This is a genomic window from Nocardioides sp. S5-5 (assembly GCF_054954065.1).
This window is the reverse complement of record NZ_CP199913.1, coordinates 841,973-864,349: the sequence shown is the minus strand read 5'-3', so window position 1 is coordinate 864,349 and position 22,377 is coordinate 841,973. Positions and strand designations below refer to the sequence as shown.

Annotated in this window: 21 protein-coding genes, 1 tRNA gene and 2 pseudogenes; 9 read left to right on the top strand and 15 right to left on the bottom strand. The window is 68.1% G+C overall.

Features of this window, described 5'->3' with window-relative positions; all coding sequences use genetic code 11:
- Both ACUP6Y_RS04065 and ACUP6Y_RS04060 read right to left on the bottom strand, forming a co-directional pair.
- Nucleotides 1-741: a carboxymuconolactone decarboxylase family protein gene (locus ACUP6Y_RS04065; RefSeq protein ID WP_462554333.1), complete on the bottom strand. Its 741-nt coding sequence runs from the start codon at nucleotides 739-741 to the stop codon at nucleotides 1-3.
- The gene (locus ACUP6Y_RS04060) at nucleotides 741-1,262 is read right to left on the bottom strand and encodes a type II 3-dehydroquinate dehydratase (protein WP_462554332.1); all 522 of its coding nucleotides are present in this window, start codon (nucleotides 1,260-1,262) and stop codon (nucleotides 741-743) included. The genes ACUP6Y_RS04065 and ACUP6Y_RS04060 overlap by 1 nt, the downstream gene beginning before the upstream one ends.
- Nucleotides 1,263-1,558: 296 nt before the next feature.
- Between ACUP6Y_RS04060 and ACUP6Y_RS04055 the strand changes: the two genes are divergently transcribed.
- On the top strand, nucleotides 1,559-3,088 hold the full coding sequence (locus ACUP6Y_RS04055; RefSeq protein WP_462554331.1) for an MFS transporter: 1,530 nt from the start codon (nucleotides 1,559-1,561) through the stop codon (nucleotides 3,086-3,088).
- 94 nt (nucleotides 3,089-3,182) lie between these two features.
- On the opposite strand, the gene ACUP6Y_RS04050 is transcribed toward ACUP6Y_RS04055, so the two are convergent.
- The gene (locus tag ACUP6Y_RS04050) at nucleotides 3,183-3,737 is read right to left on the bottom strand and encodes a PaaI family thioesterase (protein ID WP_462554330.1); all 555 of its coding nucleotides are present in this window, start codon (nucleotides 3,735-3,737) and stop codon (nucleotides 3,183-3,185) included.
- Between the two features lie 67 nt (nucleotides 3,738-3,804).
- On the opposite strand from ACUP6Y_RS04050, the gene ACUP6Y_RS04045 reads away from it, so the two are divergent.
- Entirely contained in the window at nucleotides 3,805-4,815 is a 1,011-nt protein-coding gene (locus ACUP6Y_RS04045) for an Ldh family oxidoreductase (protein WP_462554329.1), read from the top strand.
- A 61-nt stretch (nucleotides 4,816-4,876) separates the two neighbouring features.
- Here the strand turns inward: ACUP6Y_RS04045 and ACUP6Y_RS04040 are convergent, their stop codons facing one another.
- From ACUP6Y_RS04040 to ACUP6Y_RS04020, 5 genes are read right to left on the bottom strand one after another with little or no spacing between them, the layout of a single operon-like run.
- On the bottom strand, nucleotides 4,877-5,809 hold the full coding sequence (locus ACUP6Y_RS04040) for a beta/alpha barrel domain-containing protein (RefSeq protein WP_462554328.1): 933 nt from the start codon (nucleotides 5,807-5,809) through the stop codon (nucleotides 4,877-4,879).
- On the bottom strand, nucleotides 5,806-7,413 hold the full coding sequence (locus ACUP6Y_RS04035) for an AMP-binding protein (RefSeq protein WP_462554327.1): 1,608 nt from the start codon (nucleotides 7,411-7,413) through the stop codon (nucleotides 5,806-5,808). The genes ACUP6Y_RS04040 and ACUP6Y_RS04035 overlap by 4 nt, the downstream gene beginning before the upstream one ends.
- Nucleotides 7,410-8,438, bottom strand: a complete 1,029-nt coding sequence (locus ACUP6Y_RS04030) for an LLM class flavin-dependent oxidoreductase (RefSeq protein WP_462554326.1) — start codon at nucleotides 8,436-8,438, stop codon at nucleotides 7,410-7,412. Before ACUP6Y_RS04030 ends, ACUP6Y_RS04035 begins: the two co-directional genes overlap by 4 nt.
- A gap of 41 nt (nucleotides 8,439-8,479) precedes the next feature.
- A complete protein-coding gene (locus tag ACUP6Y_RS04025; protein WP_462554325.1) occupies nucleotides 8,480-9,661 on the bottom strand; it encodes a flavin reductase in 1,182 nt (393 codons plus the stop codon).
- A 41-nt stretch (nucleotides 9,662-9,702) separates the two neighbouring features.
- Entirely contained in the window at nucleotides 9,703-10,203 is a 501-nt protein-coding gene (locus tag ACUP6Y_RS04020) for a MarR family winged helix-turn-helix transcriptional regulator (protein ID WP_462554324.1), read from the bottom strand.
- 166 nt (nucleotides 10,204-10,369) lie between these two features.
- On the opposite strand from ACUP6Y_RS04020, the gene ACUP6Y_RS04015 reads away from it, so the two are divergent.
- Both ACUP6Y_RS04015 and ACUP6Y_RS04010 read left to right on the top strand, forming a co-directional pair.
- Nucleotides 10,370-10,861 carry a nuclear transport factor 2 family protein gene (locus ACUP6Y_RS04015; protein ID WP_462554323.1) on the top strand — a complete coding sequence of 164 codons (492 nt, stop codon included), beginning with the start codon at nucleotides 10,370-10,372 and terminating at the stop codon, nucleotides 10,859-10,861.
- A 1,024-nt stretch (nucleotides 10,862-11,885) separates the two neighbouring features.
- Entirely contained in the window at nucleotides 11,886-12,287 is a 402-nt protein-coding gene (locus ACUP6Y_RS04010) for a PaaI family thioesterase (RefSeq protein ID WP_462554322.1), read from the top strand.
- Between the two features lie 262 nt (nucleotides 12,288-12,549).
- On the opposite strand, the gene ACUP6Y_RS04005 is transcribed toward ACUP6Y_RS04010, so the two are convergent.
- Nucleotides 12,550-12,909, bottom strand: a complete 360-nt coding sequence (locus ACUP6Y_RS04005) for an alpha/beta fold hydrolase (protein ID WP_462554321.1) — start codon at nucleotides 12,907-12,909, stop codon at nucleotides 12,550-12,552.
- Nucleotides 12,910-12,966: 57 nt separating this feature from the next.
- Between ACUP6Y_RS04005 and ACUP6Y_RS04000 the strand changes: the two genes are divergently transcribed.
- Entirely contained in the window at nucleotides 12,967-14,181 is a 1,215-nt protein-coding gene (locus tag ACUP6Y_RS04000) for an IS4 family transposase (RefSeq protein ID WP_462551601.1), read from the top strand.
- Nucleotides 14,182-14,371: 190 nt separating this feature from the next.
- Here ACUP6Y_RS04000 and ACUP6Y_RS03995 read toward each other — a convergent pair whose 3' ends face one another.
- The 5 genes and pseudogenes from ACUP6Y_RS03995 to ACUP6Y_RS03975 form a co-directional block, all read right to left on the bottom strand.
- Nucleotides 14,372-14,656, bottom strand: a complete 285-nt coding sequence (locus ACUP6Y_RS03995; RefSeq protein WP_462554320.1) for an alpha/beta fold hydrolase — start codon at nucleotides 14,654-14,656, stop codon at nucleotides 14,372-14,374.
- A 69-nt stretch (nucleotides 14,657-14,725) separates the two neighbouring features.
- Complete coding sequence (gene istB / locus ACUP6Y_RS03990) at nucleotides 14,726-15,505, bottom strand: IS21-like element helper ATPase IstB (RefSeq protein ID WP_462551617.1); 780 nt, start codon at nucleotides 15,503-15,505, stop codon at nucleotides 14,726-14,728.
- Nucleotides 15,502-17,060 (bottom strand): annotated as a pseudogene (gene istA / locus ACUP6Y_RS03985) (IS21 family transposase). The gene istB and the pseudogene istA overlap by 4 nt, the downstream one beginning before the upstream one ends.
- A 166-nt stretch (nucleotides 17,061-17,226) precedes the next feature.
- Nucleotides 17,227-17,499, bottom strand: a complete 273-nt coding sequence (locus ACUP6Y_RS03980; protein ID WP_462554319.1) for a hypothetical protein — start codon at nucleotides 17,497-17,499, stop codon at nucleotides 17,227-17,229.
- A 27-nt stretch (nucleotides 17,500-17,526) separates the two neighbouring features.
- A complete protein-coding gene (locus ACUP6Y_RS03975; RefSeq protein ID WP_462556618.1) occupies nucleotides 17,527-18,327 on the bottom strand; it encodes an IS630 family transposase in 801 nt (266 codons plus the stop codon).
- Between the two features lie 15 nt (nucleotides 18,328-18,342).
- Here ACUP6Y_RS03975 and ACUP6Y_RS03970 point away from each other — a divergent pair, with 15 nt between their 5' ends.
- Complete coding sequence (locus ACUP6Y_RS03970) at nucleotides 18,343-19,605, top strand: ISL3 family transposase (RefSeq protein ID WP_462552196.1); 1,263 nt, start codon at nucleotides 18,343-18,345, stop codon at nucleotides 19,603-19,605.
- Here ACUP6Y_RS03970 and ACUP6Y_RS03965 read toward each other — a convergent pair.
- Nucleotides 19,562-20,089: a helix-turn-helix domain-containing protein gene (locus tag ACUP6Y_RS03965; RefSeq protein ID WP_462554318.1), complete on the bottom strand. Its 528-nt coding sequence runs from the start codon at nucleotides 20,087-20,089 to the stop codon at nucleotides 19,562-19,564. The two genes, ACUP6Y_RS03970 and ACUP6Y_RS03965, sit on opposite strands and share 44 nt — an antisense overlap.
- A gap of 387 nt (nucleotides 20,090-20,476) precedes the next feature.
- On the opposite strand from ACUP6Y_RS03965, the gene ACUP6Y_RS03960 reads away from it, so the two are divergent.
- From ACUP6Y_RS03960 to ACUP6Y_RS03950, 3 genes and pseudogenes are all read left to right on the top strand, one after another.
- Nucleotides 20,477-20,552 (top strand) — tRNA-Arg (locus ACUP6Y_RS03960).
- Nucleotides 20,553-20,815: 263 nt separating this feature from the next.
- Nucleotides 20,816-22,120, top strand: coding sequence for a molybdopterin-binding protein (locus ACUP6Y_RS03955; protein WP_462556615.1), 1,305 nt, complete (start codon nucleotides 20,816-20,818; stop codon nucleotides 22,118-22,120).
- A pseudogene (locus ACUP6Y_RS03950) lies at nucleotides 22,039-22,347 on the top strand (molybdopterin dinucleotide binding domain-containing protein); the annotation flags it as partial. The gene ACUP6Y_RS03955 and the pseudogene ACUP6Y_RS03950, both read left to right, overlap by 82 nt.
- Nucleotides 22,348-22,377 lie beyond the last annotated feature (30 nt).

The window sequence follows — 22,377 nt, the reverse complement described above, 5'->3', positions numbered from 1 at the left end:
TCAGAGGTAGTCGAGGAGCTGGTAGCCGATGGTTGCTGCCTCGATGCCGATGCCGCTGACGAGTTTCAGAACAGCGAGTAGGTCGTCGGGGCTCGCGCCCAGACTCAGTGCCTCACGCATATGCAGCTCCAGCCCCGGCTCGAACATGTGCGTCGGCGAGCAGTCGAAGGCCATGTAGACGAACTCGCGGTCCAGAGCGGAGAGCGCACCGGTGGCGCCCGGAGCTGCGGAGAACTCCAGTACGTCGGCGAAGAAGGCGCCGTCCAGCCGGAGGAGCTGGTCCCACTGGCGCGACCAGTAGCCTCGCCGGTCCACGAACGCCTGCTTCAGATCGACCTCCGCCGGGGTGAGCTCGCGGGACAGGTCCACCGGCGCCAGGCGCTGGAGCGGCCCGAGACCGATGACGACGGCGTGGAACCCGACCAGGCTTGCGCACTGGACGACCTCGAGCAGCTCCTCGTCGGTGGCTCCTGCAGCCCGGGCGCTGCGCAGATGGTCCCGAGCAGCGTCGATGTTCAGGTGGGTGGCGTTCAGGTTGGCCGCCACCAGGACGAACTCCCGCGTCTTGCGACTGAGCCCACCGTCGCGCAGGGCACTCGTCGCCATCCGCAGGTGCGCCTCCCCGAAGAGGGGCGATCGGAGCAGCACCGCCTCCAGGCCCCTGGACCATCGGCCACCCTGGGCAAGGTAGTCGTCGACCGCCTGCCCGCCGACCGGAGGCGGCGATGCGCTGGAGGTCATCAGCCCTCTGACGGCGCGCCGAGGAACGTCTGGTCGTCCAGTGCCAGCACGAGCGACAGCAGCGCGCCGGCGTAGCTGTATTCGCGCATCCCCATGAACTGTCCGGAGACGTAGGGCGTGAAGGTGGACTCACGGGGCCCGTACACCGGGCCCCGCGCGGTCGATGCCGCGGCCTTGATGTTGGCGAAGTGCACCTCGACCACCGGCTTGCCGGTGTCGTAGAGGGCGAACGGGACCATGTCGCTCGTGGTCGTGAGACCGGCGGGGTTGACGAGATAGCCGTCGACGCGATCACCGGACTCGTGGATGAACTCGAGGATGTCGCCCTCGTGGTTCGACATGAAGCGCTCAATGTCGACGCCGAGCCGCGTACCCCACTCCTCGACGAACCGTCCGAGCCCCTCCGCCGAGACCTGCGGGCCGTACATCCGCTTGTTGCGGCGCGCGAGGTTGGAGACGTTCGGCCCGTCGATGACGGCGATGGCATAGCGCCGCTCGCTCGCACGCAGGCCGGTCAGCACGGAGATGTTCGTCGACATGATGGATCTCACTCTCGAGTCGTGGGAAGGCGCGCAGGCGATCGGATGTCTCAGCGCCCTAACCAGCATGCTTACGATCTTGGAGCGTGTCAACAGCCGAGCGGACGGCTCGCCAGTTCAACCAGCATTCGTATAAGCATGCTTGCTATTTCGCACTCGCGCCTCTACGGTCGTGACCCTCGTCACGCATACTCACCATCCGGAGGGCTGCAACCCATGTCCATCAATGTCTGTCTCGGGGAGAGAAGGATCCACACCGTGATCGCCTGGAGTGACCGGTGACAGCGGGCAGGGCGCCCGACCCGACGTCGGATCGCGACATCTCCACGAACGACTCCGGCAAGGTGTCCGCCGTGGGCCGGCGTGTGCGGGCAGCCGGGATCTCCGAGCGCGGCCTGGCGCTCGCGATCGGCTTCCTGATCGTGCTGTGCCTGGACACCGAGCAACTGACGGTGATCCCCCTGCTGAGGGAGATCGCCTCGACCTTCGCGCTGACGCCGGCCCAGTCGGCCTGGGTACTCTCGGCGACCGGCATCGCCGCGGCCGCCAGCGTGCCGGTCCTCTCGCGCCTCGCGGACCTGTTCGGCATGCGTCGCATGCTCCTGCTCACGACCACGATGGTCGTGATCGGCAACGTCATCTGTGTCGCATCCCAGAACTTCGAGGCGCTGCTCGCCGGCCGTGTCATCGTCGGCTTCAACGCCGGCCTGCCGATCTACTACGCGATCCTGCGCGGTCGCAGCCGCAGTGGGCAGGAGTCCGACAAGTACTCGGGGGCGATGACCTTCGCGATCGGTCTCGCCATCTCGGGGTCCTACCTGATGGGCGGGGCCGTCCTCGAGCTCGGCGGCGGCGTGCGGACCGTCTTCTGGCTGATCCTCATCCTGTCGCTGGTCCTCCTCGCCCTCATATGGCTGTTCGTGGAGGACGTTCCGACACGAACCCGGGTCCCTCTGGACTACGTCGGCGCACTGCTGCTGGCCGGTGGCCTCACCCTGCTCGTCTACTCGATCGGAAAGGCGAACGAGTGGGGATGGAGCTCGGGTCGGCTCCTCTCGCTGGTCGCGATCTCGGTGCTTCTGCTGTTCGCCTGGGCTGCCTGGGAGCTCCGACACCGCCAACCGCTCTTCGACCTGCGAGTCATCAAGCGGCGCGACGTGTGGCCGGCCTTCGTCATCGCCGGCGTCGTATCCATCCTGGGCATCAACGGCGCCCTGGCCATCAGCAACTACGTCCAGACACCGAGCATCGCGGGCTACGGCCTGGACGCGTCAGTCCTCATGGCCGGCGTCTACCTGCTGCCGTGCGGCCTCACCATCGCGTTGGGGGGTGGCATCGTCGGCCAGGTGATCGGTCGCTTCGGCCAGCGTGCCACAAGCATCGCGGGGGCGGTGCTCGCCGTGGTCGCGTTCCTGTGGTTCTCGACGGTCTCCGGGACCTCCTATCAGTTCTTCATCCTGTCCTTTCTGATCGGCACGAGCTACGCACTGTCCTACACAGCGTCGACAGCTGCCTACCTGCGCGCCGCTCGGCCGGGTGAGCAGGGAATGCTCACCGGTGCTGCACGCGCCGCCAGTGTTGCGATCGGCGCGCTCGGCCCGCCGATCATCACGGCCCTGCTGACAGCCTCCCAAGCGCCGGGGCTACCGCTTCCCGCGAGGGAGAACTACGACCACGTATGGCTCTTCCTCGCAGGCATCGGGCTCGTGATGCTCATCGTCGGTGTCCTGGTCCGCGAGGCGCGCTTCGACCAGAGGGCGGCCGAGAACACCGAATGGATCGACGGCAGCACGCCTTCGCGTCCCTGACCCCCTCATCGGGCACGGCCGACCAGCGCCGTCCTGGGCACGGATCGTCCGTGCCCAGGGCGGCGTCTCCTGTGTCGGTCTCGGTTTTGCGCTATCAGGGCGCTCCGTCCCGCAGCAACACGAAGAGCGCCTCGGACTCGGCACAGACAACCCCGCGGTGCCGCAGCTCGCCCGCGAGGAACAGCTTGCGACCGCTCACACGGTCCACCCACGCCCGAACCTGCAGCTCGGGCCCGATGGGGGTGATCGCGCGGAAGTCGGTGCGCAGGTACGCCGTCCGCGCGCGTGGACCCCGCGCGAGCGCGAGATGACCGAACACCTCGTCGAAGAGCAGCGGCAGGGTGCCGCCGTGAGCAGCTCCGTTGCTGCCGTGGAAGTAGTCGCCGAACCGCGCCGTGCCCTCCGCGCGCGAAGCACTGACGACATGCGGCACGAACAAGGGCGTCATCGTCTGGCCTCTACCGGGCAAGTCGAACCGGGCCCCGAACACGCGCCGCGACTCCTCCTCCCGGAGCGGGCCCAGCCGGGCGGTCCAGTCTCGTAGATCTGCGGTCAGCGCCTCCACCTGCTCGTGTGGCCCGGCTGAGGCCACCGCGTCGAGGAATCCACGGAGCGCAGCCGTGAGCTTGCCGTACCCGTCGTCAGTCATGACAGCATGCTGACATTTGGCCGGATCGCCCTTGTGCGCGGCATGACGCACGTCTCATAATACAAGCATGCTTACAAACAGTGAGATCGTGCAGCTGACCGTGCCCGAGGCGACCGAGGTGGTCGAAGGGGTGATGATGGGCGTCGGCCTGTCCGCAGACGACGCGGCGACGGTCGCGGCCCATCTCATCGACTGCGAGTTGCGCGGCCTCGGCTACGGAGGGCTTCCGCGTGCGCTGTCGATCGCCGAGCGGATTCAGTCGACGCCGACAGCGGCTCGGCCCCCGCAGGTCGTCCGGGACTCGGCGCTGTCGGCCACGATCGACGGAGGCGACACAGTCGGCTACGTCGTCGCCCAGCGGGCCACGGAGATGGCCATCGAGAAGGCGCGCGCGGGTGGCATGGCCGTGGTGGCCGCGACGGACACCTGGTACACGGGGATGTACTCGTGGTACCTCGAGCAGATCACCGCCGCCGGTCTCGTCGGCATGATCGCCGGCAACGCCGGGCGGCTGGTCGCACCGCACGGCGGCACCGAGGCACGATTCGGCACCAACCCGATCGGCTTCGGCTTCCCTACCGCCGACGAGCCCGTCATCTGGGACACCGGCACGTCGTCGGTCACCTACGCCGAGGTCGTGCTGGCTGATCGGCTCGGCACATCGCTGCCGGAGGGTCTCGCCTTCGACGCCGAGGGACGACCGACCACGTCACCCGCCGAAGCACTGGCTGGAGCGTTCACCGTCTGGGGCGGGCACCGCGGCTCGGGTCTGGCGCTGGTCGTCCAGCTCCTCGGCATGCTGACCGGCGCTCCGGCGATCACTGAGGGCGTAGCGGGTCTGGGCTTCCTCGTCGTCGCCATCGACCCGGGGACCGTGACCGACGCCGATGACTACCGGGCCCGCGTATCGGCGTACGCCGACTGGGTCCGCAGCACCCGGACCGCCGAGGGCGTGGACGAGGTCAGAATGCCCTTCGATCGCTCCCGCCGGACGCGCCGACTGGCGCTCGAGCGTGGTCTCGTCGATGTCGATCCCGCGGTGCTGGCGAGCCTGCGGAGCATCGCCGGACGGAGCTGACGGCCACCACGAACAGGGCTTCCCACCACCGGCAGTGGTGGGAAGCCCTGTTGCTTCTCCGTCAGGAGCCCCAGGAGAACGCCGGGCCGCTGTCGTGGCCCTCCGCCACCGGCACCGGCCCGACCTTGCGAACGAAGCCGGGACAGGGCACACCGACCTCGTCGGCGAACCACACGGCCGTCTCGACGAGCACCTCCAGGTCGACCCCGGTCTCGATACCCATCCGGTCCAGCAGTTGCACGGCGTCCTCGCTGCAGACCCCGCCCGCGGGCACGCCCGGGATCGCCGGGTGTCCGCCGGAGCCCCCGAGCGAGACGTCGATGTGAGCGAGGCCGAGATCGACCAGCTCGACGAGATTGGCCAGGCCCATCCCACGGGAGTCGTGCACCTGTACGGACAGGTGCTCCGGCGACGTCATCGCCAGCGCCGCTTCGATCATCGTGCGCATCTGACGAGGCGACGCATAGCCGATCGAGTCGGCGAGCAGCCAGTCCCGTACGCCGATGTCGTGCAGCCGACGCGCGAAGCGGTTGAGGACTTCGGGCCCGCGCGGCGGTCCGCTCGGGCCACCCCACGCGAAGATGAGGTAGGTGCCGATGACCGTATCCGTACCATCGGCGAGGCTCGCCAGACGAGCGAGGACGTCGAGGGCCTCGTCGGTGCTGCGCCCGGTGTTGTTGCGCGAGAACCCCTCGTCGGCCGAGAGCAGGAACCAGGCAGCGTCGGCACCAGCGTCGATGGCGCGCCGCAACCCGGCCTCGTTGCCGACGCAGCAGTGAAGTGACGTCCCGCGCGAGCGGTCGATCCGAGCGAACACGTCCTCCGCGTCCGCAAGACCTGGCACCAGGTCACGCCGTACGAAGGACGACACCTCGATCGCCGGCATCCCTGCCGCCGTCAGCCGGTCGACGAGCTCGACCTTGACGCCGGTGTCCACCTGGTGGGCCTGCAGGGCCAGTCGCGGGGCGACGTCCTTGAGGACCACCCGGGTCATGCGGGCCTCGTCGGCCGCAGCCCGGCCTCCCAGGAGTCCCAGGTGCGCCCCGCCCGGCCCTCGGAGCGCAGCACCGCCTTCTGGACCTTGCCCGTGGGCGTGCGCGGAAGCGTCGACAGCACCCGGTAGAAGCGCGGGACCATGAAGTGCGGCAGTCGCTGGTCGCAGTGGCGGAAGAGGCCCTCGAGATCGAAGCCCTCGACGTCCCCGGTCTCGACGATCGCCAGCACCTCGTCCTCACCGAGGTCCGACGGTGTGCCGACGGCAGCGGCCTCGAGGACCCCGTCGAAGCTCGTCAGCACCGATTCGACCTCGTAGGAGGAGATGTTCTCGCCGCGGCGGCGCAGGGCGTCCTTCTGGCGGTCGACGAAGTAGTAGAAGCCGTCGGCATCGACGTAGCCCAGATCACCCGTCCGCCACCACATGTTGCGCATCGTCGAGAGAGTCGCCTCGAGGTCGTCGACGTAGTGGGTGAACATCACGTTGGGCACCCGCGGCCGGTAGACGATCTCCCCGACCTCGCCGACCGACAGCGGCGCACCTGTGGGCCCCTGGATCTGCAGCTCAGTGGTGTTGGTGGGCTTGCCGATCGAGCCGATCTTGCGCGTCTCGATGGGGTTGTAGGTGACGTTCTTGATCTCGGTGAGCCCATAGCCCTCGACGACGTGGATATCGAAGCGGTCCTCGAACGGCATGAGCACATCCGGCGGCGCGGGAGCGGCGAAGATACGGCGTACCCGATGGTCGCGGTCACGCTCGGAGGGCGGCTGGGCGAGGAGCATCGGGAGGATCGAGCCCAGGGCGTTGAACATCGTGATGTCGTAGGTCCGCATCTCGTCCCAGAAGCGGCTCGCACTGAACCTCTCGGCCAGCACGATCGTCGCGCCGGCATAGATGCTGTGCAGGCACATGTTGAACTGCGCGGCGCCGTGGAACATCGGCAGACAGGTGTAGAGGCGGTCGCGCGAGGTCGTCCCCATGGACTCGACGTTCTCGCGGGCCGCCACGACCGCCAGGTAGTGCGGCATCACGACGCCCTTGCTCTTGCCGGTCGTGCCGGAGGTGAGGGCGATGCCGCTGATGTCGGCGGGGGCGACATCGGCGACCGGAGCGAGCGCATCTCCCCTGTCGAGCAGCTCGCGGTAGCTCATCGACCGCACCACCTCCGACGCCTCGGCCGTCTCGTCGACCAGCACCACCCACTCCAGGTTCGGCAGGTCCGCAATCTCGGCGACGACGGCCGGCAGGAGCAGCGCCTCGGTGACGACGACCCGGGCCTTCGTGAGCTTCAGCGCGTGCACGAGGAAAGCGGCCTTGTAGGCGGTGTTGACCGGGACGCAGACGAAGCCGCCGCGTGCGGTTCCGAGCCAGGTGGTGATCCACTCGATCCGGTTGCGCAGGAAGATCGCGACCGCGTCGCCCTTCGCCAGGCCGAGGCTCTGCAGGGAGGTGGCGACCTGCGTGGCGAGTGAGTCGAGCTCGCCGTAGGTGAGCTCCGCGTGCGGCGTGATGACAGCCGGCTTGTCCGGATTCGCCGACGCGCGGCGGGCCAGCAGCCCGCCGACGGTACCGCCGCCCACGTCGACCAGCTCACGTCCGCTCATGCCAGTGCTCGCTTCGTCTCGGAGAGGAACTCCGCGAGCGACGGGTCGTAGCTCGCCTCGGCCCCAGTCGTCACCAGGAAGGCGTCGACGCCCAAGTCACGGTAGCGGCGCAGCGAGTCGAGCACGCGGTCGTACGAGCCCACGAGAGCCTGGGAGTTGGCGAACCCGCCGAGCAGCTTGGTCAGACCCGTCCAGAAGCAGTCGTCGTGGAGCTCCTCGTCGGTCAGGGCCAGCGCGCGCTGCCGACCCGTCGACGTATCGCCCTTCGACGAGCGCAGGAAGGTGTTCGTCCCCTGGGCCTCCTCGATCTCCCGCTCCACCGCACGCGCGGCCTGCCACGCCAGGTCGTCGGTCTCGGCCACGAACAGTCGCAGGCTGACCGAGAAGCGCATCTCCCGACCGTGCCGGGCAGTGGCCTCCCGCACCCGCTCGATCCGCTCGCGGGTGCCCGCGACGGGCTCCCCCCACAGCATGTAGAGGTCGGCGTGCTTCGCACCGAACTCGATCGCGTCCTCACTGTCGCCACCCATGAAGATCGGCACCTCGCCCTGGCACGGCCGGGTCTGGAGCTTGATGGCCTCGACGTCGTAGAACTCGCCGTGGTGGTCGAACGCCTCCGGGCTCTTCCACGCCCGTCGCACGATGTCGAGGTACTCCGTGGCTCGCCGGTAGCGGTCCGCCTTGGGCGTGCTGTCGCCCTCGCGCATCAGGTCCTTGTCACTGCCCCCCACGACAACGTTCAGAGCGAGACGCCCTCGAGCGAGTACATCGAGCGAGGCGAAGAAGCGCGCGGCGGAAGTCGGCGACATCACGCCAGGGCGGTGAGCCATGATCGGCGAGAGGTGACTCGTCTGTGCGAGCGCGTAAGGCACGACAGCGTGGTTGTGCGGCCAGATCGAGGAGTAGCCGATCAGCACCCGATCGATGACCTCGGCGCGGTCGAGATCGGCGATGCGCTTCTCCAGCAGGCCGGGATCGGTCTCGCCGCCGACCAGCGGCTGCGCTCCAGTGAACAGTTCGAACATCGATGTCCTTCCTTGCAACGGATGAGGGAGGAGCGCCTGCGTCAGGCGCTCAGACTCCCGGGCTGTACGGCGCGGGCGACGTCCACCAACGTGTCGCGGTAGCGGACGAAGTCGTCGTACGCCGAGAACGGCGGCAGGCCGTAGGCAGTCAGTACGAGCCGGACCGCGCCCACCGACCCCAGCACCGGGATCGCGACGGTGCGCAGCGGGATCCGATCCTTGGCGGCGAAGCTGTGCGGCTCGTAGGCCTCGCTGAGGGGGTCGAGCAGCTGTCCGACGGCGTCGAGCTGTCCGGGAGCGGGTGCGTCAACCGGCAGCCGGTAGAGCGCCCGCTCGAGGTCGAGGCTGCCGGGCCCGCCGAGCGTCGCCGACCAGCCGCGTTCACGGACGCGACTGGCCAGTCCTCGCGCATGGTCGCGCTGCTCGGGCGGCAGCTGAGCGACCCAGCGCTCGGGATCCGACCACGCAGCGAACGCCGCCCCCAACGGGGGCTGGTACGGCATGCGTTGACCGACCCGGGTCGGCAGCCGGCCCGCCTCGGGATGACCACTGGTGGCCAAGGCGACCACCTCGGCGTCGAGAAGGGCAGTCGCCACGATCTCGACCCCGAGCTCACGCGAGGCCTCGAGCATGAGCGGGCGCAGCCGATCGACGAGACGGAAGTGCTCGACGACCTCCGGCAGGTCTGGTACTCCGCTCGCGGCGAGCGCCGGGGAGGCCACGGTGCCGTAGCCACCCTGGAATGACAGCAGCGGTGAAGCGGGGTTCGCCGCCCGGAGGTCCTGGACGCTGCCCACAACGATGAAGTGGTCGCCGGCTTCGTGGACGGCACTGACCGTGCAGTCGATCCACGCGACAGCGCCACCCAGCACGGGCGAGCCCGTCGGCGCCGGCCGCCACGAGATGCCGCCGAACTTGTCGCCACCCTTGACGGCGAGCTGTCGGGAGATGTGCTCCTGGTCGGCGGCTAGGACATTGACGCAGAAGGCGCCGGTCTCCCGCAGGGCGGCCCAAGTACTCGACGTCCGCATGGGCAGGAAAGCAACGAGCGGCGGGTCCAACGAGACCGAGGTGAACGACGTCGCGACCATGCCGACGGGTGCTCCAGCGGCGTCGCGACCGGTGACCGCCACAACCCCACTGGGATAGTGCCCCAGAACGAACCTGAAGAAGGCGGAGTCGAGAACGCGGGCGCCGTCGGGCGTCTCCAAGTGGCCGGGCATGCCGACACCGTAGGTGGACTACAGGAGAAATGCAAGCATGCTTACAAGCCTTCGAGTGCAGCCGCTTCCTGCTCGACAGCGACCGCACTCTCACGCAGCAGGGTGATCAGCCGGGCTCGCTCCGCGCCCGGTAGGTTCTGCGAGAGCGTCTCGTTGATCTTCAGCACCTCGGCGTCCATCTCGCGCAGCACCTTGCGACCGCGAGCGGTCAGCGTCAGAGACATCGCGCGCTCGTTGTCTGGACTGATCGTGCGCTTGACATAGCCGGCCTCACCGAGGTTGGACACGATTCGGGTCATGGTCTGCGGCTTGACGAAGCACCGGCGCGAGAGCTGGGCCAGCGACAGGTGAGGGCGGCGCTCGATCACCCGCAAGGCGGCGTACCCGGAAAGGGTCATCCGCCAAGGTCGGAGTCGCATCGCCCCGATCCGCGAGACCGCCCGCTCCAATCGGAAGACGGAGTCGACGAGGAGCGTCATCTCCTCGTCGTACTCGGATTCGTCGATGTTGTTGCCCTCGTCGCGCTTCGCAGGATCGACCATTGGCGCAGTCTAGGGCCGACCGCGCGGCGCTCCATGCATACATGTTTCAGCTTGCTTATATGCACGCTTGCTATTGGTCGCTGCTCACCCTATCGTCGTCGTGACTGGAGACACATCCTCTCGCCCCGAGGTGCCCGGGGCCACACGACACGACAGGAGCGGCGCGATGACCAGTGCCCAGGTAGGACCTACTCCCGCTGACCGAACCTCGCAGGAGCTCGCGGACATCCAGGCGATCAGGACCCTCGTAGAGCGCTACGCGTTCGCCATGGACCGCCGCGACACGGAGCTGATGCGCACGTGCTTCACACCGGACGCCGACCTGAGCTACTTCGGCGGCCTCAAGCAGTTCGACGGCAACGGCTTCGCAGATGCCCTGGTCCCCTCGCTGACGCCGTTCAAGACCATCAACCACTCCATCAGCAGCATCCGGGTCGTGGTCGACGGCGACACCGCGAGCGGCGACATGCACATCTTCGCGACCATGATGCTCGCCGACTCCCCATCCGTCATCGTGCGAGGGGTTCGCGTGGTGGACGAGTACGTCCGGAGCGCGGACGGGTGGAAGGTCGCCAAGCGCCGCCACGCCCCGTTCCTGCAGTATGAAGCGCCGTTGTCCGACATCGACTTCCCTGGCGTCGGCGGCATCAACGAGTAGCGGCACTCCAGCAGCCCGGTGGGCCTGGCAAGCCGGGGCCCCGCACCTGTGCGCCATGTCGTCGCGTACCCGTCCGGTTCTACGAGGGTTGTGCCGGTAGGGGGCGTCGTCGCGAGGCGCGTGCGATGGCAAGGCGCGGTCGCGAAGCCAAACTGGATCGTCTTATGAGCCTGCTGGGCTGCGTGCGGCCGGTCCGGCCGGCGCCGCACGAGAACACAATCTGCGCAGCGGCGGCCGCGCTGAGCAGCACGCTGACGCCACGTCCTACTCGCGGTCTGACGCCGTGCGTTCGGATGATGGATCCAGCCAGCAGAGGCGGCTTCGAACTGCTTCGAAGCGCGTTGGCTCTCGTTCTGGGACTCGGAAGTAGCGCTCCCCGGCCGTCGGCTGCCGCGGAGAGTGCGGACATGAGTCCCACTCAATGCGACTCGCGATCGCCGGCGGCTGCGTCTCGACACGACCTGCTCGCCGAAGCCAGCACCTGCGACCTCGCAATCAGGGGCCCGGCAGCACCGCTCCCACGAGAGAACCGCTGCTGCCTGACCCGAGGCGCCGTAGCAGCGGGAACAACCGCCGTCACGGCGCCTCCTGTGCATCGGCGTCAAGAACCTCTTCGTGCCTTCCTTGTTCCTCCACACATTCGCGGAGGGACCGGGACCGCATGAGTCGGTCGTCCGCGACCTCATCGCTCGGTCTTCATGCCGGGGTCAATGGCCGACAGCTGCGAGAGTCTCCGCTGACGCTGTCGTAGGTAAAGCACCCGTGGGTCTGCGGCGTGGTTGTTCCTCGGCGTGGGTGCCGCAACCGCGGGCTGCAATCGATGTGGTCGGAGTCGAAACGCACGGGTTCGCGCTTCGTCTACACCGACGCATGGGCTGAAGGAAGCGTCCCCCGGCCCGGGGTTTCGGGGCGCGGCACCACTACCGCGAACCTTGACCCCGGCGGATAGAGCCCGGATCACCGACAACGGGGAGCACCGAGGCCGGCGCCGAGCACACCGTTCAGACCTGCGAGACTGGCTCGCATGAGTGATGTATCCGAGTCGGCTATTCACCAGCTCGTTCCGTACACGGCGACGTTGGGAATGCGGTTCCCCACCATTTCATCCGAGCGTGTCGAGGCGGTCATGGATGCACGCGCGGACCTAGCCACCATCGGCGGCGGTTCCCATGGCGGCGCGGTGTACTCTCTGGCTGACGCCGCGGCTGCTGTACTCGCGACCGCTGTGAACGCCGACGGGTCCGGGCCTGTGACCGCCGAGTCGTCCATCCACTTCCTTGAGCCCGCGATCGGAACACTGACCGCGACCGCCGTTCCTGTTCGGGCGGGGCGTCGTTCTGTTGTCGTCGCCATTGAGGTACGCCGCGAAGATGGTGAAATCTGCGCTGTGTCGACCCAGACTGTCGCTCTTGTCCGCATGGGCTGACGTCAGGTCTGTCTCCTGAGACAGAGTTCTGGCCGTGCCTTTGGAACGTTTGGTGGCCCCCGGGGTGGCCTGGGCCTGACTGACGCTGGCCCGGCGCATGCTCGTATGTTGTGAGCCTACGTTTGCGCGGTGGTCGAAGAGATTCTCGGACGGTGCGAGGTGCCGGCAACCGTCAACTATGTGGACGGGAGACGGTGCGCCGGTCAAAGTGGCTGTAATCGACCTTTCGCCGGAGGTCGCCCTCTGAGCCTCGCCGAGGCCATCAGCGTGCGATGGCCCGCAGGTCGTTGACCAGCGCCGCGAGTTGCTCCGGCGCCTGCAGATGAGCCAGGTGGCCCTGGCCGGCAAGCTCGTGGATACTGGCGTGTGGAACCCGGCGAGCGACGTCCTCAAACGAGGTGCCGTAGGGCGCCCTCCCGCGGTTCAGCTCGCCGACGATCAGGTCGACATGTCCGGCTCCGGCGGCGAGCGTTCCCATCTTCGACGCCTGATTGATGGCGAGGGTCTCGTCGTAGATCGGGGAACTCAAACGCAGCATCTCAGCCCATATCGCATCCTGAGTGCGAAGCGCACCGACAGCCGCCTCGCTCATACCGGCGACTTGCTGCAGCGCGACTTCCACGCCCCGGTCTAGGTCCAATACCGTTCAGTTAAGGTTACGACGGTGTAGTTTGGTGGCATGCCGCGTGCTGGATGGAGGAAGCCGGAGACCGAGCGACGCTTGTCTGATCTGGTGTCGGTGGGGGTGCTGACGCGGGTGTTCCCGCCGGAGTTGGTCGACGATGTGATCGCCAAAGTGGGGCGGACCGAGCGTCGGCATCGGTCGTTGCCGGCGCGGGTGATGGCGTACTTCTCGATCGGGATGGCGCTGTACTCGGAGGGCTCTTATGAGGACGTGCTGGCTCAGTTGACCGATGGTCTTTCGTGGGCCTCGGGCTGGACCGAGGAGTACTCCCCGCCGAGCAAGTCCGCGATCTTCCAGGCCCGGGCCAGGCTGGGCGCTGAACCGCTGAAGGAGTTGTTCGAGCGGGTTGCCAAGCCGATCGGCACCGATGAGATGCCAGGAGTCTGGCTCGCCGGTCGGCGGCTGGTTGCGATCGACGGCACGTGTCTCGATGTCGCCGACACGGCAGTCAATGCCGAGCACTTCGGCCGGCCGGGGGTGAACAAGGGCGAGCAGGCAGCCTTCCCCCAGGCTCGCGTGGTCGCGTTGGCCGAGTGTGGCACGCACGCGGTGTTCGCCGCCGAGGTCGGCACCTACTCGACATCCGAGGCCGTCTTTGCTGATCGTCTCGTGGACCGGTTGGCGCCAGGGATGCTGCTGACCGCGGATCGCGGGTTCTTCTCCTACGCCCTGTGGCGCAAGGCAATCGCGACCGGGGCGGACCTGCTGTGGCGGATCCGCACCGACAAATCCGCCCCCAAGCCGGTCCATGTCGAAGACCTGCCCGACGGCTCCTGGCTGGCCGACCTACAACAGACCCACTCCAAGGCCGCGCGGGCTGCGGAGCCGATGCGAGTGCGCGTCATCGACTACACCCTCGACGACGGCCGCGAGAACACCACGTCGTATCGGCTCTTCACCACCATCGTGGACCCGGGCGAGGCGAGCGCGACCGATCTGGCCGCGGCCTACGCGCAACGGTGGGAGATCGAGTCGACCTTCGACGAGCTCAAGACCCACCAACGCGGCCCGAGGACTGTGCTGCGATCCAAGTCGCCGGACCTGGTGCTCCAGGAGATCTGGGGCCACCTGTGCTGCCACTTCGCGATCCGCTCGCTGATGGCCGAAGCCGCCGCACACTCCGGGCATGATCCCGACCGGGTCAGCTTCGTTGCCGCGCTACGGATCACCCGCCAGACCCTCGCCCACCCGGGCGCCTTTCCCCCCTGACCAGCATGGGCGAGACAGTCCCGGCTGGCTGGACTTCCTACGCCGGCTGCTGCGACGACTCAACCCAGAGCGGCGACGACGGGCAGCACCGCGCGTCGTGAAGAGGAAGTACACCAAGTGGCACGTCAAACGCGCCGCCCACGCCACCTGGCCCCAACCCGGCAACACCACAACCATCTCCGTCGCGCGGCTAACTGAACGGTATTGGGTCTAGGTCGCCGCGATCGTGAGCGGTGCGCAGGTCGTGGAGGGCGCCTGCACCGAACGGCGACATCACTGGTTCGTACGCAATCACGTGCGGCACCGAGATCGTGCTGGCGAGGTGGAGAACGATCAGGCCCCCGTAGCTCCAGCCGATCAGTGTCTGCACATCGGCGAACTCGCTCACGACAGTTGCTGCGTCGCTGACTTCGGTCTCCAGACTGTAGGCGGCACCCAGAGGGCCTGACGGCTCACGCCCGCGACGGTTTACCACCGCGTGTCAATGGCCAAGTTGAGGTCCCCGCTGGTGGCCAACTAAAGGTCCCCACCCTTCGCTCGGGGTTCAGCTGGTCGTGAGTCGGGTTCCTCCCTTCGCTCGGGCCTGTCGCATGCGGTAGGAGTCGCCGTCGGTGACGACGGTGTGGCAGTGGTGCAGGAGCCGGTCGAGCATGCTGACCGCGGTGGTGTGCTCGGGCAGGAACCGTCCCCAGGACTCGAAGGGCCAGTGGGACGCGATGCCGAGCGACCTGCGTTCGTAGGCGGCTGCGACGAACCGGAACAGCAACTGGGCGCCGGTGTCGTCCAGGGGCGCGAACCCGAGCTCGTCGACGAGGACGAGGTCGTTGCGCAGCAGGGTCTCGATGAGCTTTCCGACGCTGTTGTCGGCCAGCCCGCGGTAGAGGGTCTCGACGAGCTCGGCGGCGGTGAAGTACCGGACCCGATGACCGTGCTCGACGGCGGCGATGCCGAGTGCGATGAGGGTGTGGGACTTCCCGGTGCCGGCCGGGCCGATCATGCACACGTTCTCGGCTGCGCGGATCCACTCCAACGAGGAGAGGTAGTCGAACGTCGCTGGTGGGATCGAGGACGCTGCGACGTCGAACTCCTCGAGCGTCTTCCTCACAGGGAAGGCTGCTTGCCGCATCCTGGTGCGGACGTTGGACTCCTCACGCGAGGCGATCTCGGCCTCGATGAGGGTGCGGAGGAACTCCTCGGGCTTCCACCGTTGGGTCTTCGCGGTGACCAGCAGCTCGGGTGCCAGCCGGCGCATCGCGGCCATCTTCAACCGCTTCAATCCCTCGTTCAGGTCCGTCGGCAGCGGTGGTGGGGTCGACGCGGTCACGACACCTCACCCCCATCCGTCCCGTCGATCCGGTAGGCGTCCAGCGACCGTGTGGGCACCGTGGGCAGGGTCATCACCAGCGCCTGCCCCGCGGCGGTCGGCCGGGGTGCGTGGCCGTTGGTGGCCAGGATCGAACGGACGTCGTCGGCACGCCACCGCCCGAACGCCACCGCCCGAACGCGACCGCCCGTTCGAGTGCGGCCAGCAGTGGTTCGGTGCCATGGGCGGCGGCCAGGGTGAGGATCTCGGCGATCTCGCTGCCCAGCTTGGTCACACCCGCGGCCGCGGCGCCGGTCAGGAACGCCTCGGCGACTGGCCCCAACTCCAGGAACTCCCGCTCGACTACCGTCTTGGGGCGTGCTCCGCGACGCGGAGTGTCCGGGCGTGGCCGGTCGTAGTGGGCATCGACGACCGAGGTCTCGCCCGGCGCCACCAACTGGTGTTCGGCGTGGACCTCGCCGGTGACCGGCTCGACCACTCGCAGCACCCGGTCCCGCTCGTCGACCAGCACCGTGACCGTGGCCCCGATCAGCCGGTTCGGGACCGAGTAGCGCGCTGAGGCGAACCGGATGCAGGACAGCTTGTCGACCTTGCGGGTGATCGGCTTCGAACCGACCTCCAGCCGCAGCGACGGCAACTCACCGAGCAGCTCCCGCTCCGTGTCGAGCCGCTCGGCCGGGATCGCGTGGATCTCGCTATGGCAACGACCATTCACCTCCTCACACCACGCCACGGCGCGGGCGTTGAGCCCCGCGATGCCCTCAGCCCACGGGTCCTCGCCAAGAACAGGGTCGAGCTCGAGCGGGACCAGCAGGTCGTCCTTGGCGTAGCCGACCAGGTTCTCCACGATGCCCTTGGACTCCGGGTCCGCGCCATGACAGAAGTCGGGCCGGAACCGGTAGTGGGTCGCGAACCGGACGTAGTCCGGTGCAGGCACGACGACGTTCGCGACCACCCCTCCCTTCAGGCACCCCATCCGGTCGGCCAGCACGACCTTCGGGACCCCGCCGAGAACCTCGAAGCACTCCGCCAACATCCCCAGCGTCGTGGCCTGCTGCTCATCGGCGGCGAACCGGACGAACCGGAACCGTGACCACGCCAGCACAGCACAGAACACGTGGACCTTCCGCCCGCCGATGATCTCCTCGCCCCAGTCGATCGCGAGGACCTCACCCGGCGACCACACCGCCGGACGCCGGCCACCGGCACGGGCATGACCCCGTCGCCACTCGCTCTTGGCCTGGGCGACCAGCCGCCGGAAGTTGCGGTCCGACCCCGCATAGCCGGCAGCGCGCGCCGCCGGCAGTAGCCGCTTCGCGCTGATCTTCCCCGCGGTCTTCTTCACACTCTCCGCGACCAGGTCGGCGACCCCGTCGTAGTTCCTGGCTCGCGGCGCCCGCACCTGCGGACTCCCACCCTGGCTGGCCAGCTCGTGCGCGGTGATGATCCGCTTCACCGTCTTATGGGTCGTGCCGCAGATCTCTGCGGCTCCCCGGTAGGTGCCTACGTCTCGGTAGGCGGCAATCACGTCCATTCGTTCCTTCGCGTTCTTCAATGGAAGCCCCTGCGTGGTGCTCGGTGACTGGTTGGCACCGCCACCGTCACCACGCAGGGCCCTCACGTCGGCTACGACACGCGAAGGGTGGGGACTTCTATCTGGCCACCAGTGGGGACCTTGACCTGGCCACCAGTGGGGACTTTTTCATGGCCACGGACAGGCGTCACTGAGCCAGAAACTCGTCGAGCGCCGCGCGCTCCGCCGCGGTCAGCGGCGTGCGTGCGTGCCGCAGCCGGGCGGCGTCCTCGAGCGGCTTCACGCCCGCAGCCAAGGCCGCGCTGCTGAGCTTGCCGGGACGCAGCGTCACCACCTGCCCCGGACCGACCTCGATCTGAGCGTCCTCGCCCAACAACGCTGCCACGTCAGCGGGTACGCTCAACTCTTCCGCCGCGGCGGGGACAACTCGCACGTGGCGAGCAAGAGCAGGCTCGGACATGTACACAGTCTAGTAGGGTGTCGCTTCTTATTCTTGCTGTTTTGGGTAGAGGTGTCGGAGTTTGATTCGTGCGTCGTCGGTGGTGAAGTGCCAGTTGACTTTCCGCTGATCGGCGTTGACGTCGGCCTGCCAGGCGGCGAGTTCGGTGTTGAGGACGTCGAGGTCGCTGATGCGGCGGTCCAGGCATTGCCGGGTCAGCGCGGAGAGCTCGATCTCGGCGATGTTGAGCCAGGAGCCGTGCTTGGGGGTGTGGTGGATCTCGAGGCGTTGCGCGAGGGCGAACGCCCTGTCGGGTTCGAATGCCTCGTAGAGGGATCCGATGTTGTGGGTGTTGAGGTTGTCCATCACCAGCACCACCTGCTCGGCGTCGGGGTAGTCGACCTCCAAGAGCTGCTGGACCTGGTGAGCCCAGTCGACCTTGGTCCTACGCGGTTGCGCGTCCACCCGCCGCCAACCGGCCAACGGTTCGACCCAGCAGAAGATGGAACAGGTTCCGTGCCGCACGTACTCGCTGTCCTCTTTCAGGTCGTGTCCAGGCTCGGCGGGAATCGGGTCGCGGGCATGGTTGAGCAGCTGGTAAGGCTTCTCGTCCATGCACACCACCGGTCGGCACCGGTTGTAGCCGCGGGCATAGACCGCCAGCACATCCTCCATCGCCGCCGCGAACGCTGCGTTCTGCTTTGGCGGGATGGTCCAGCACTTCTTCAGATGAGGACGAAGCTCTGTTTTTTGGCTCTTGTGACGCATCCGTGGGTGCTTGAGCGCGCCTGAAACGTGAGCACGCCGTTCCCTGTCTAGGTTTCTGAGCTGTTGAGGAACCGAAACCAGTGAGCGGAGAACGGCGTGCAGAACGCCACCTTATGGCGCGCCCTGTTGGGGGTCGAGAAGACGGTCGTGGAGGACATCGAGTTCGACGAGGACGAAGAGCTGTTGGTGGCCCATGTGCGGCCGCGGAAGCGTGCTCGCGGTCGTTGTGGACGGTGCGGGCGACCTTCGCCTGGCTACGACGCCGGAGAAGGCCGGCGACGGTGGCGGGCACTGGACCTAGGCACGATCCAGGTCGTGCTCGAGGCGGACGCACCGCGGGTGAGGTGTCTCGAACATGGCCCGACGGTCGTCGCGGTGCCCTGGGCACGGCACGCGGCCGGCCACACAGTCGTGTTCGACGAGCAGGTGGCCTGGTTGGCCACCCAGTGCTCGAAGAGCGCGGTGGTCGAGCTGATGCGGATCGCCTGGCGCACCGTCGGCGCGATCATCACCCGGGTCTGGGCCGACGTCGAAGCCCTGCACGACCGGTTCGCGGACCTGCGACGGCTGGGGATCGATGAGATTTCGTACAAGCGCGGGCACCGATATCTGACCGTGGTCGTCGACCACGACAGTGGTCGGCTGGTGTGGGCCGCACCGGGCCGTGACAAGGCAACCCTGGAGAAGTTCTTCGACGCCCTCGGCCCCGAGCGCAGCGCCCAGATCACCCACATCTCTGCAGACGGGGCGGACTGGATCAGCACGGTGGTCGCACAGCGGTGTCCGAACGCGGTGCGCTGCGCTGATCCGTTCCACGTTGTCCGCTGGGCCACCGACGCGCTGGACGAGGTCCGCCGGCAGGCCTGGAACGAGGCCCGTGGCGCCGTCACCCAGCGCCGCGCCGGACGAGCCAGCGGCCAGGCGAAGGCACTCAAACACGCCAGGTTCGCGTTGTGGAAGAACCCCGAGAACCTCACCCTCCGGCAGCGGGCCAAGCTCGCCTGGGTCGCCAAGACCGATCCGCGCCTGCACCGCGCCTACCTGCTCAAGGAAGGCCTCCGGCTGGTGTTCCAGCTCCCGCACGACGAGGCCGAAGAGGCCCTCGACGTCTGGATCGGCTGGGCCCGTCGCTGTCGGATCTCGGCCTTCGTCGATCTGCAACGCCGGATCGTCAAGCACCGAGCCTCTATCCTCGCCGCGATCGAGCACGGCCTGTCCAATGGACGCATCGAGTCGGTAAACACCAAGATCCGACCGATCACCCGGGTCGCCTTCGGCTTCCGCTCACCCGAAGCCCTGATCGCCTTGGCCATGCTCAACCTCGGCGGCCACCCACCAGTGCTCCCCGGCCGCAAATGACCCACGGAAGGGTCAGGAGAGCCTGTTTTTTTAACACCCGGCCGATGGTGGAGTGGTCCAGATCCGGGATGTCATCGACCAGCGCGACGTGCTTCTCCAGCAGCCGCAACGACCACCGCGAGCGCCCCTCGGGCGGGCTGGTGCAGGCCAACGCGATCAGTCGGGCCTCGACCTCACCAGTGATCTGCGAGGGCACCGGCGGGAACTGGCGCGGCTTACGCCCGACGGTGAACCACGCATCACCACCGGACTCCACGAACCGCTTGGAAACCAGGCGGATCGTCTCGCAGGACACGCCGAGCCGCTGCGCGATCACCGCGCGAGCCTCGACCGGCCCAGGCGCCGCGTCACCGGTGTCCAGTGCGAGCAGCACCCGCGCACGACGCACCAGCGACACCGACTGCACGCCGCTGCGGGTCACACGCTCCAGCTCTTCACGATCTTCCGGCGACAACACCACCGGGTACTTCTTCTGCGACGACACGACACACGTCCTGACTGGCAGGTGAAAGGGGAAGATCCCGCCAGATCCCAAACTGCACCAAACGCAACCACTATTAGCGGCGACACGCTACTAGGCGACGGCCAGCAGGCGACGCGAGCCTTATCGTTGACCGTCCTCCCTTCCTTGATGCCCGGACGGCGAAGCCAAGGCCAACACGAGTCTCCATGGCCGGCCGCTCCGAGGAGTCAGTGGGCCGATGGGGTCAAGAACTTCCCCCCGTATTCCCCCCAGACAACCGAAATCCGCCGGATTCAGCCGGACATGACCGGACAACAGCACCCACTCGCCACCCGGGCCGCATGGAGTCAAAACAGCAGGTCAGAGGCACAATTCACGCTCACAGACGGCACGGTACGATCACTCCGGGCCCCCGTAGCTCAGTGGATAGAGCAGCCGCCTCCTAAGCGAAAGGTCGCAAGTTCGACTCTTGCCTGGGGCACCAAAGTGTTCATATCCGAACCATCGTCCTTTGCCGGACACCTCGCCGCCGGCACGCCTGAGCAGGAGAGGGTCCGTGCGGCCGTGAGCGATTGGTGACACCGACGGCACGCTGACCACGGCATCGCGAAATCCCGGGCCGCCAGCATTCTCGGGTGGCCAGCTCAGCTCTCGACCTACCGACCGATGTGACCGTAACGTGGCACCAGGCCCGCCGACTGGCTCATCGCGCCGGCGGGATGATGGCGGCCGCGTACGAGCGCAGCGCTGTGCTGCCGCTCGCGCAGGCCCACGGCCCTTCGCGCCGCGAAGGACCTGACGGCGCGCGTCCCGGTGCCCGGATTCGATGCGGCGGCGATGGACGGCTGGGCGGTCGCGGGGCTCGGTCCATGGCTGCTCGGCGACGCGCTGCTCGCCGGCGAGGCACCGGCCGCCTCGTCCCTCGAGCCCGGCTGGGCTCGTCCGATCACCACCGGCGCGGTCGTGCCGGCCGGGACGGACGCCGTGCTCCGCAGCGAGCATGGTCGGGTCGGTGGCGGGGTGCTTCACGCCGACCGTCCGCCGCGCCCCGGCGCGGACATCCGATGGCGGGGTGAGGAGGTCGCCGCGGGTGAGGTGCTCGTCGGGCGGGGCGCCCTCCTGACGCCACCACGGCTCGGGCTGCTGGCCGCGGCCGGGTACGACGACGCGCGGGTCGTCGCGCCGCTGCCGGCGGCACTGGTGACGCTGGGCGACGAGGTCCGCACGACCGGCGTACCCGCGGCGGGCACGGTCCGGGACGTCTTCGGGGTCGCTCTGCCGCCGCTCCTGCAGGACCTCGGCCTCTCGTTGGCCCGTCAGCTCCTGTGCCCGGACGACAGGGACGCCACGGTCGACGCGCTCACCACGGCGCTGAGGGCCGCGCCGCTGGTGCTCACGACGGGAGGCAGCTCACGGGGGCCGGTCGATCACGCGGCCGCGGCGTTGGACGCGATCGGCGCGCGGCCGCTGTTCACCGGGGTGGGAATGCGGCCCGGACATCCGACCAAGCTGCACGTGACCGACGACCACCGCGTGATCGTGACCCTGCCGGGGACCCCGCTCGCCGGGTTCACGGGCATCGCCTCCCTGCTCCAGCAGGCCGCCGACCCGGTCGGCGAGTCGATGCCGGACTGGCGGATCATCGCCGAGGTCGCCTGCGCATGGGGTACGCCGAGGCGTTCACCTACGGCGACGTCGAGGAGGTCTTCGAGGAGCTCAAGGCGTTCTGGAACCCCCGGACCGGCTACGACCTGCGCGGCGTCACCTACGACCGGCTGCGTCGTACCCCGGTCCAGTGGCCCAGCCCGCCTGCCGACGCCGAGCACGACGGGACCGACGACGGCCGCAACCCGATCCGGTACCTCAACGACGGCACCAGCCAGCACCTGCTCGAGCGCGAGGACGGCACCCGGCCCCGGCTCGCCTTCGCCACGAGGACGGGCCGGGCGGTGTTCTTCCCGCGACCGCACATGGACGCGAAGGAGATGCCGGACGACGACTACCCGTTCCTTCTCAACACCGGCCGCCTGCAGCACCAGTGGCACACCATGACCAAGACCGGCAAGGTCGCCAAGCTGAACAAGCTCAACCCCGAGCCCTTCGTCGAGATCCACCCGCTCGACGCGGCGCGCCTGGAGATCGGCGACGGCGACAGCGTCGAGATCGCGTCCCGCCGCGGACGCGCCGTCCTGCCGGCCGCGATCACCGACCGGGTGCAGGTGGGCAGCCTGTTCGCGCCGTTCCACTGGAACGACAGCTTCGGTGAGTACCTCGCGGTCAACGCCGTCACCAACGATGCCGTCGACCCG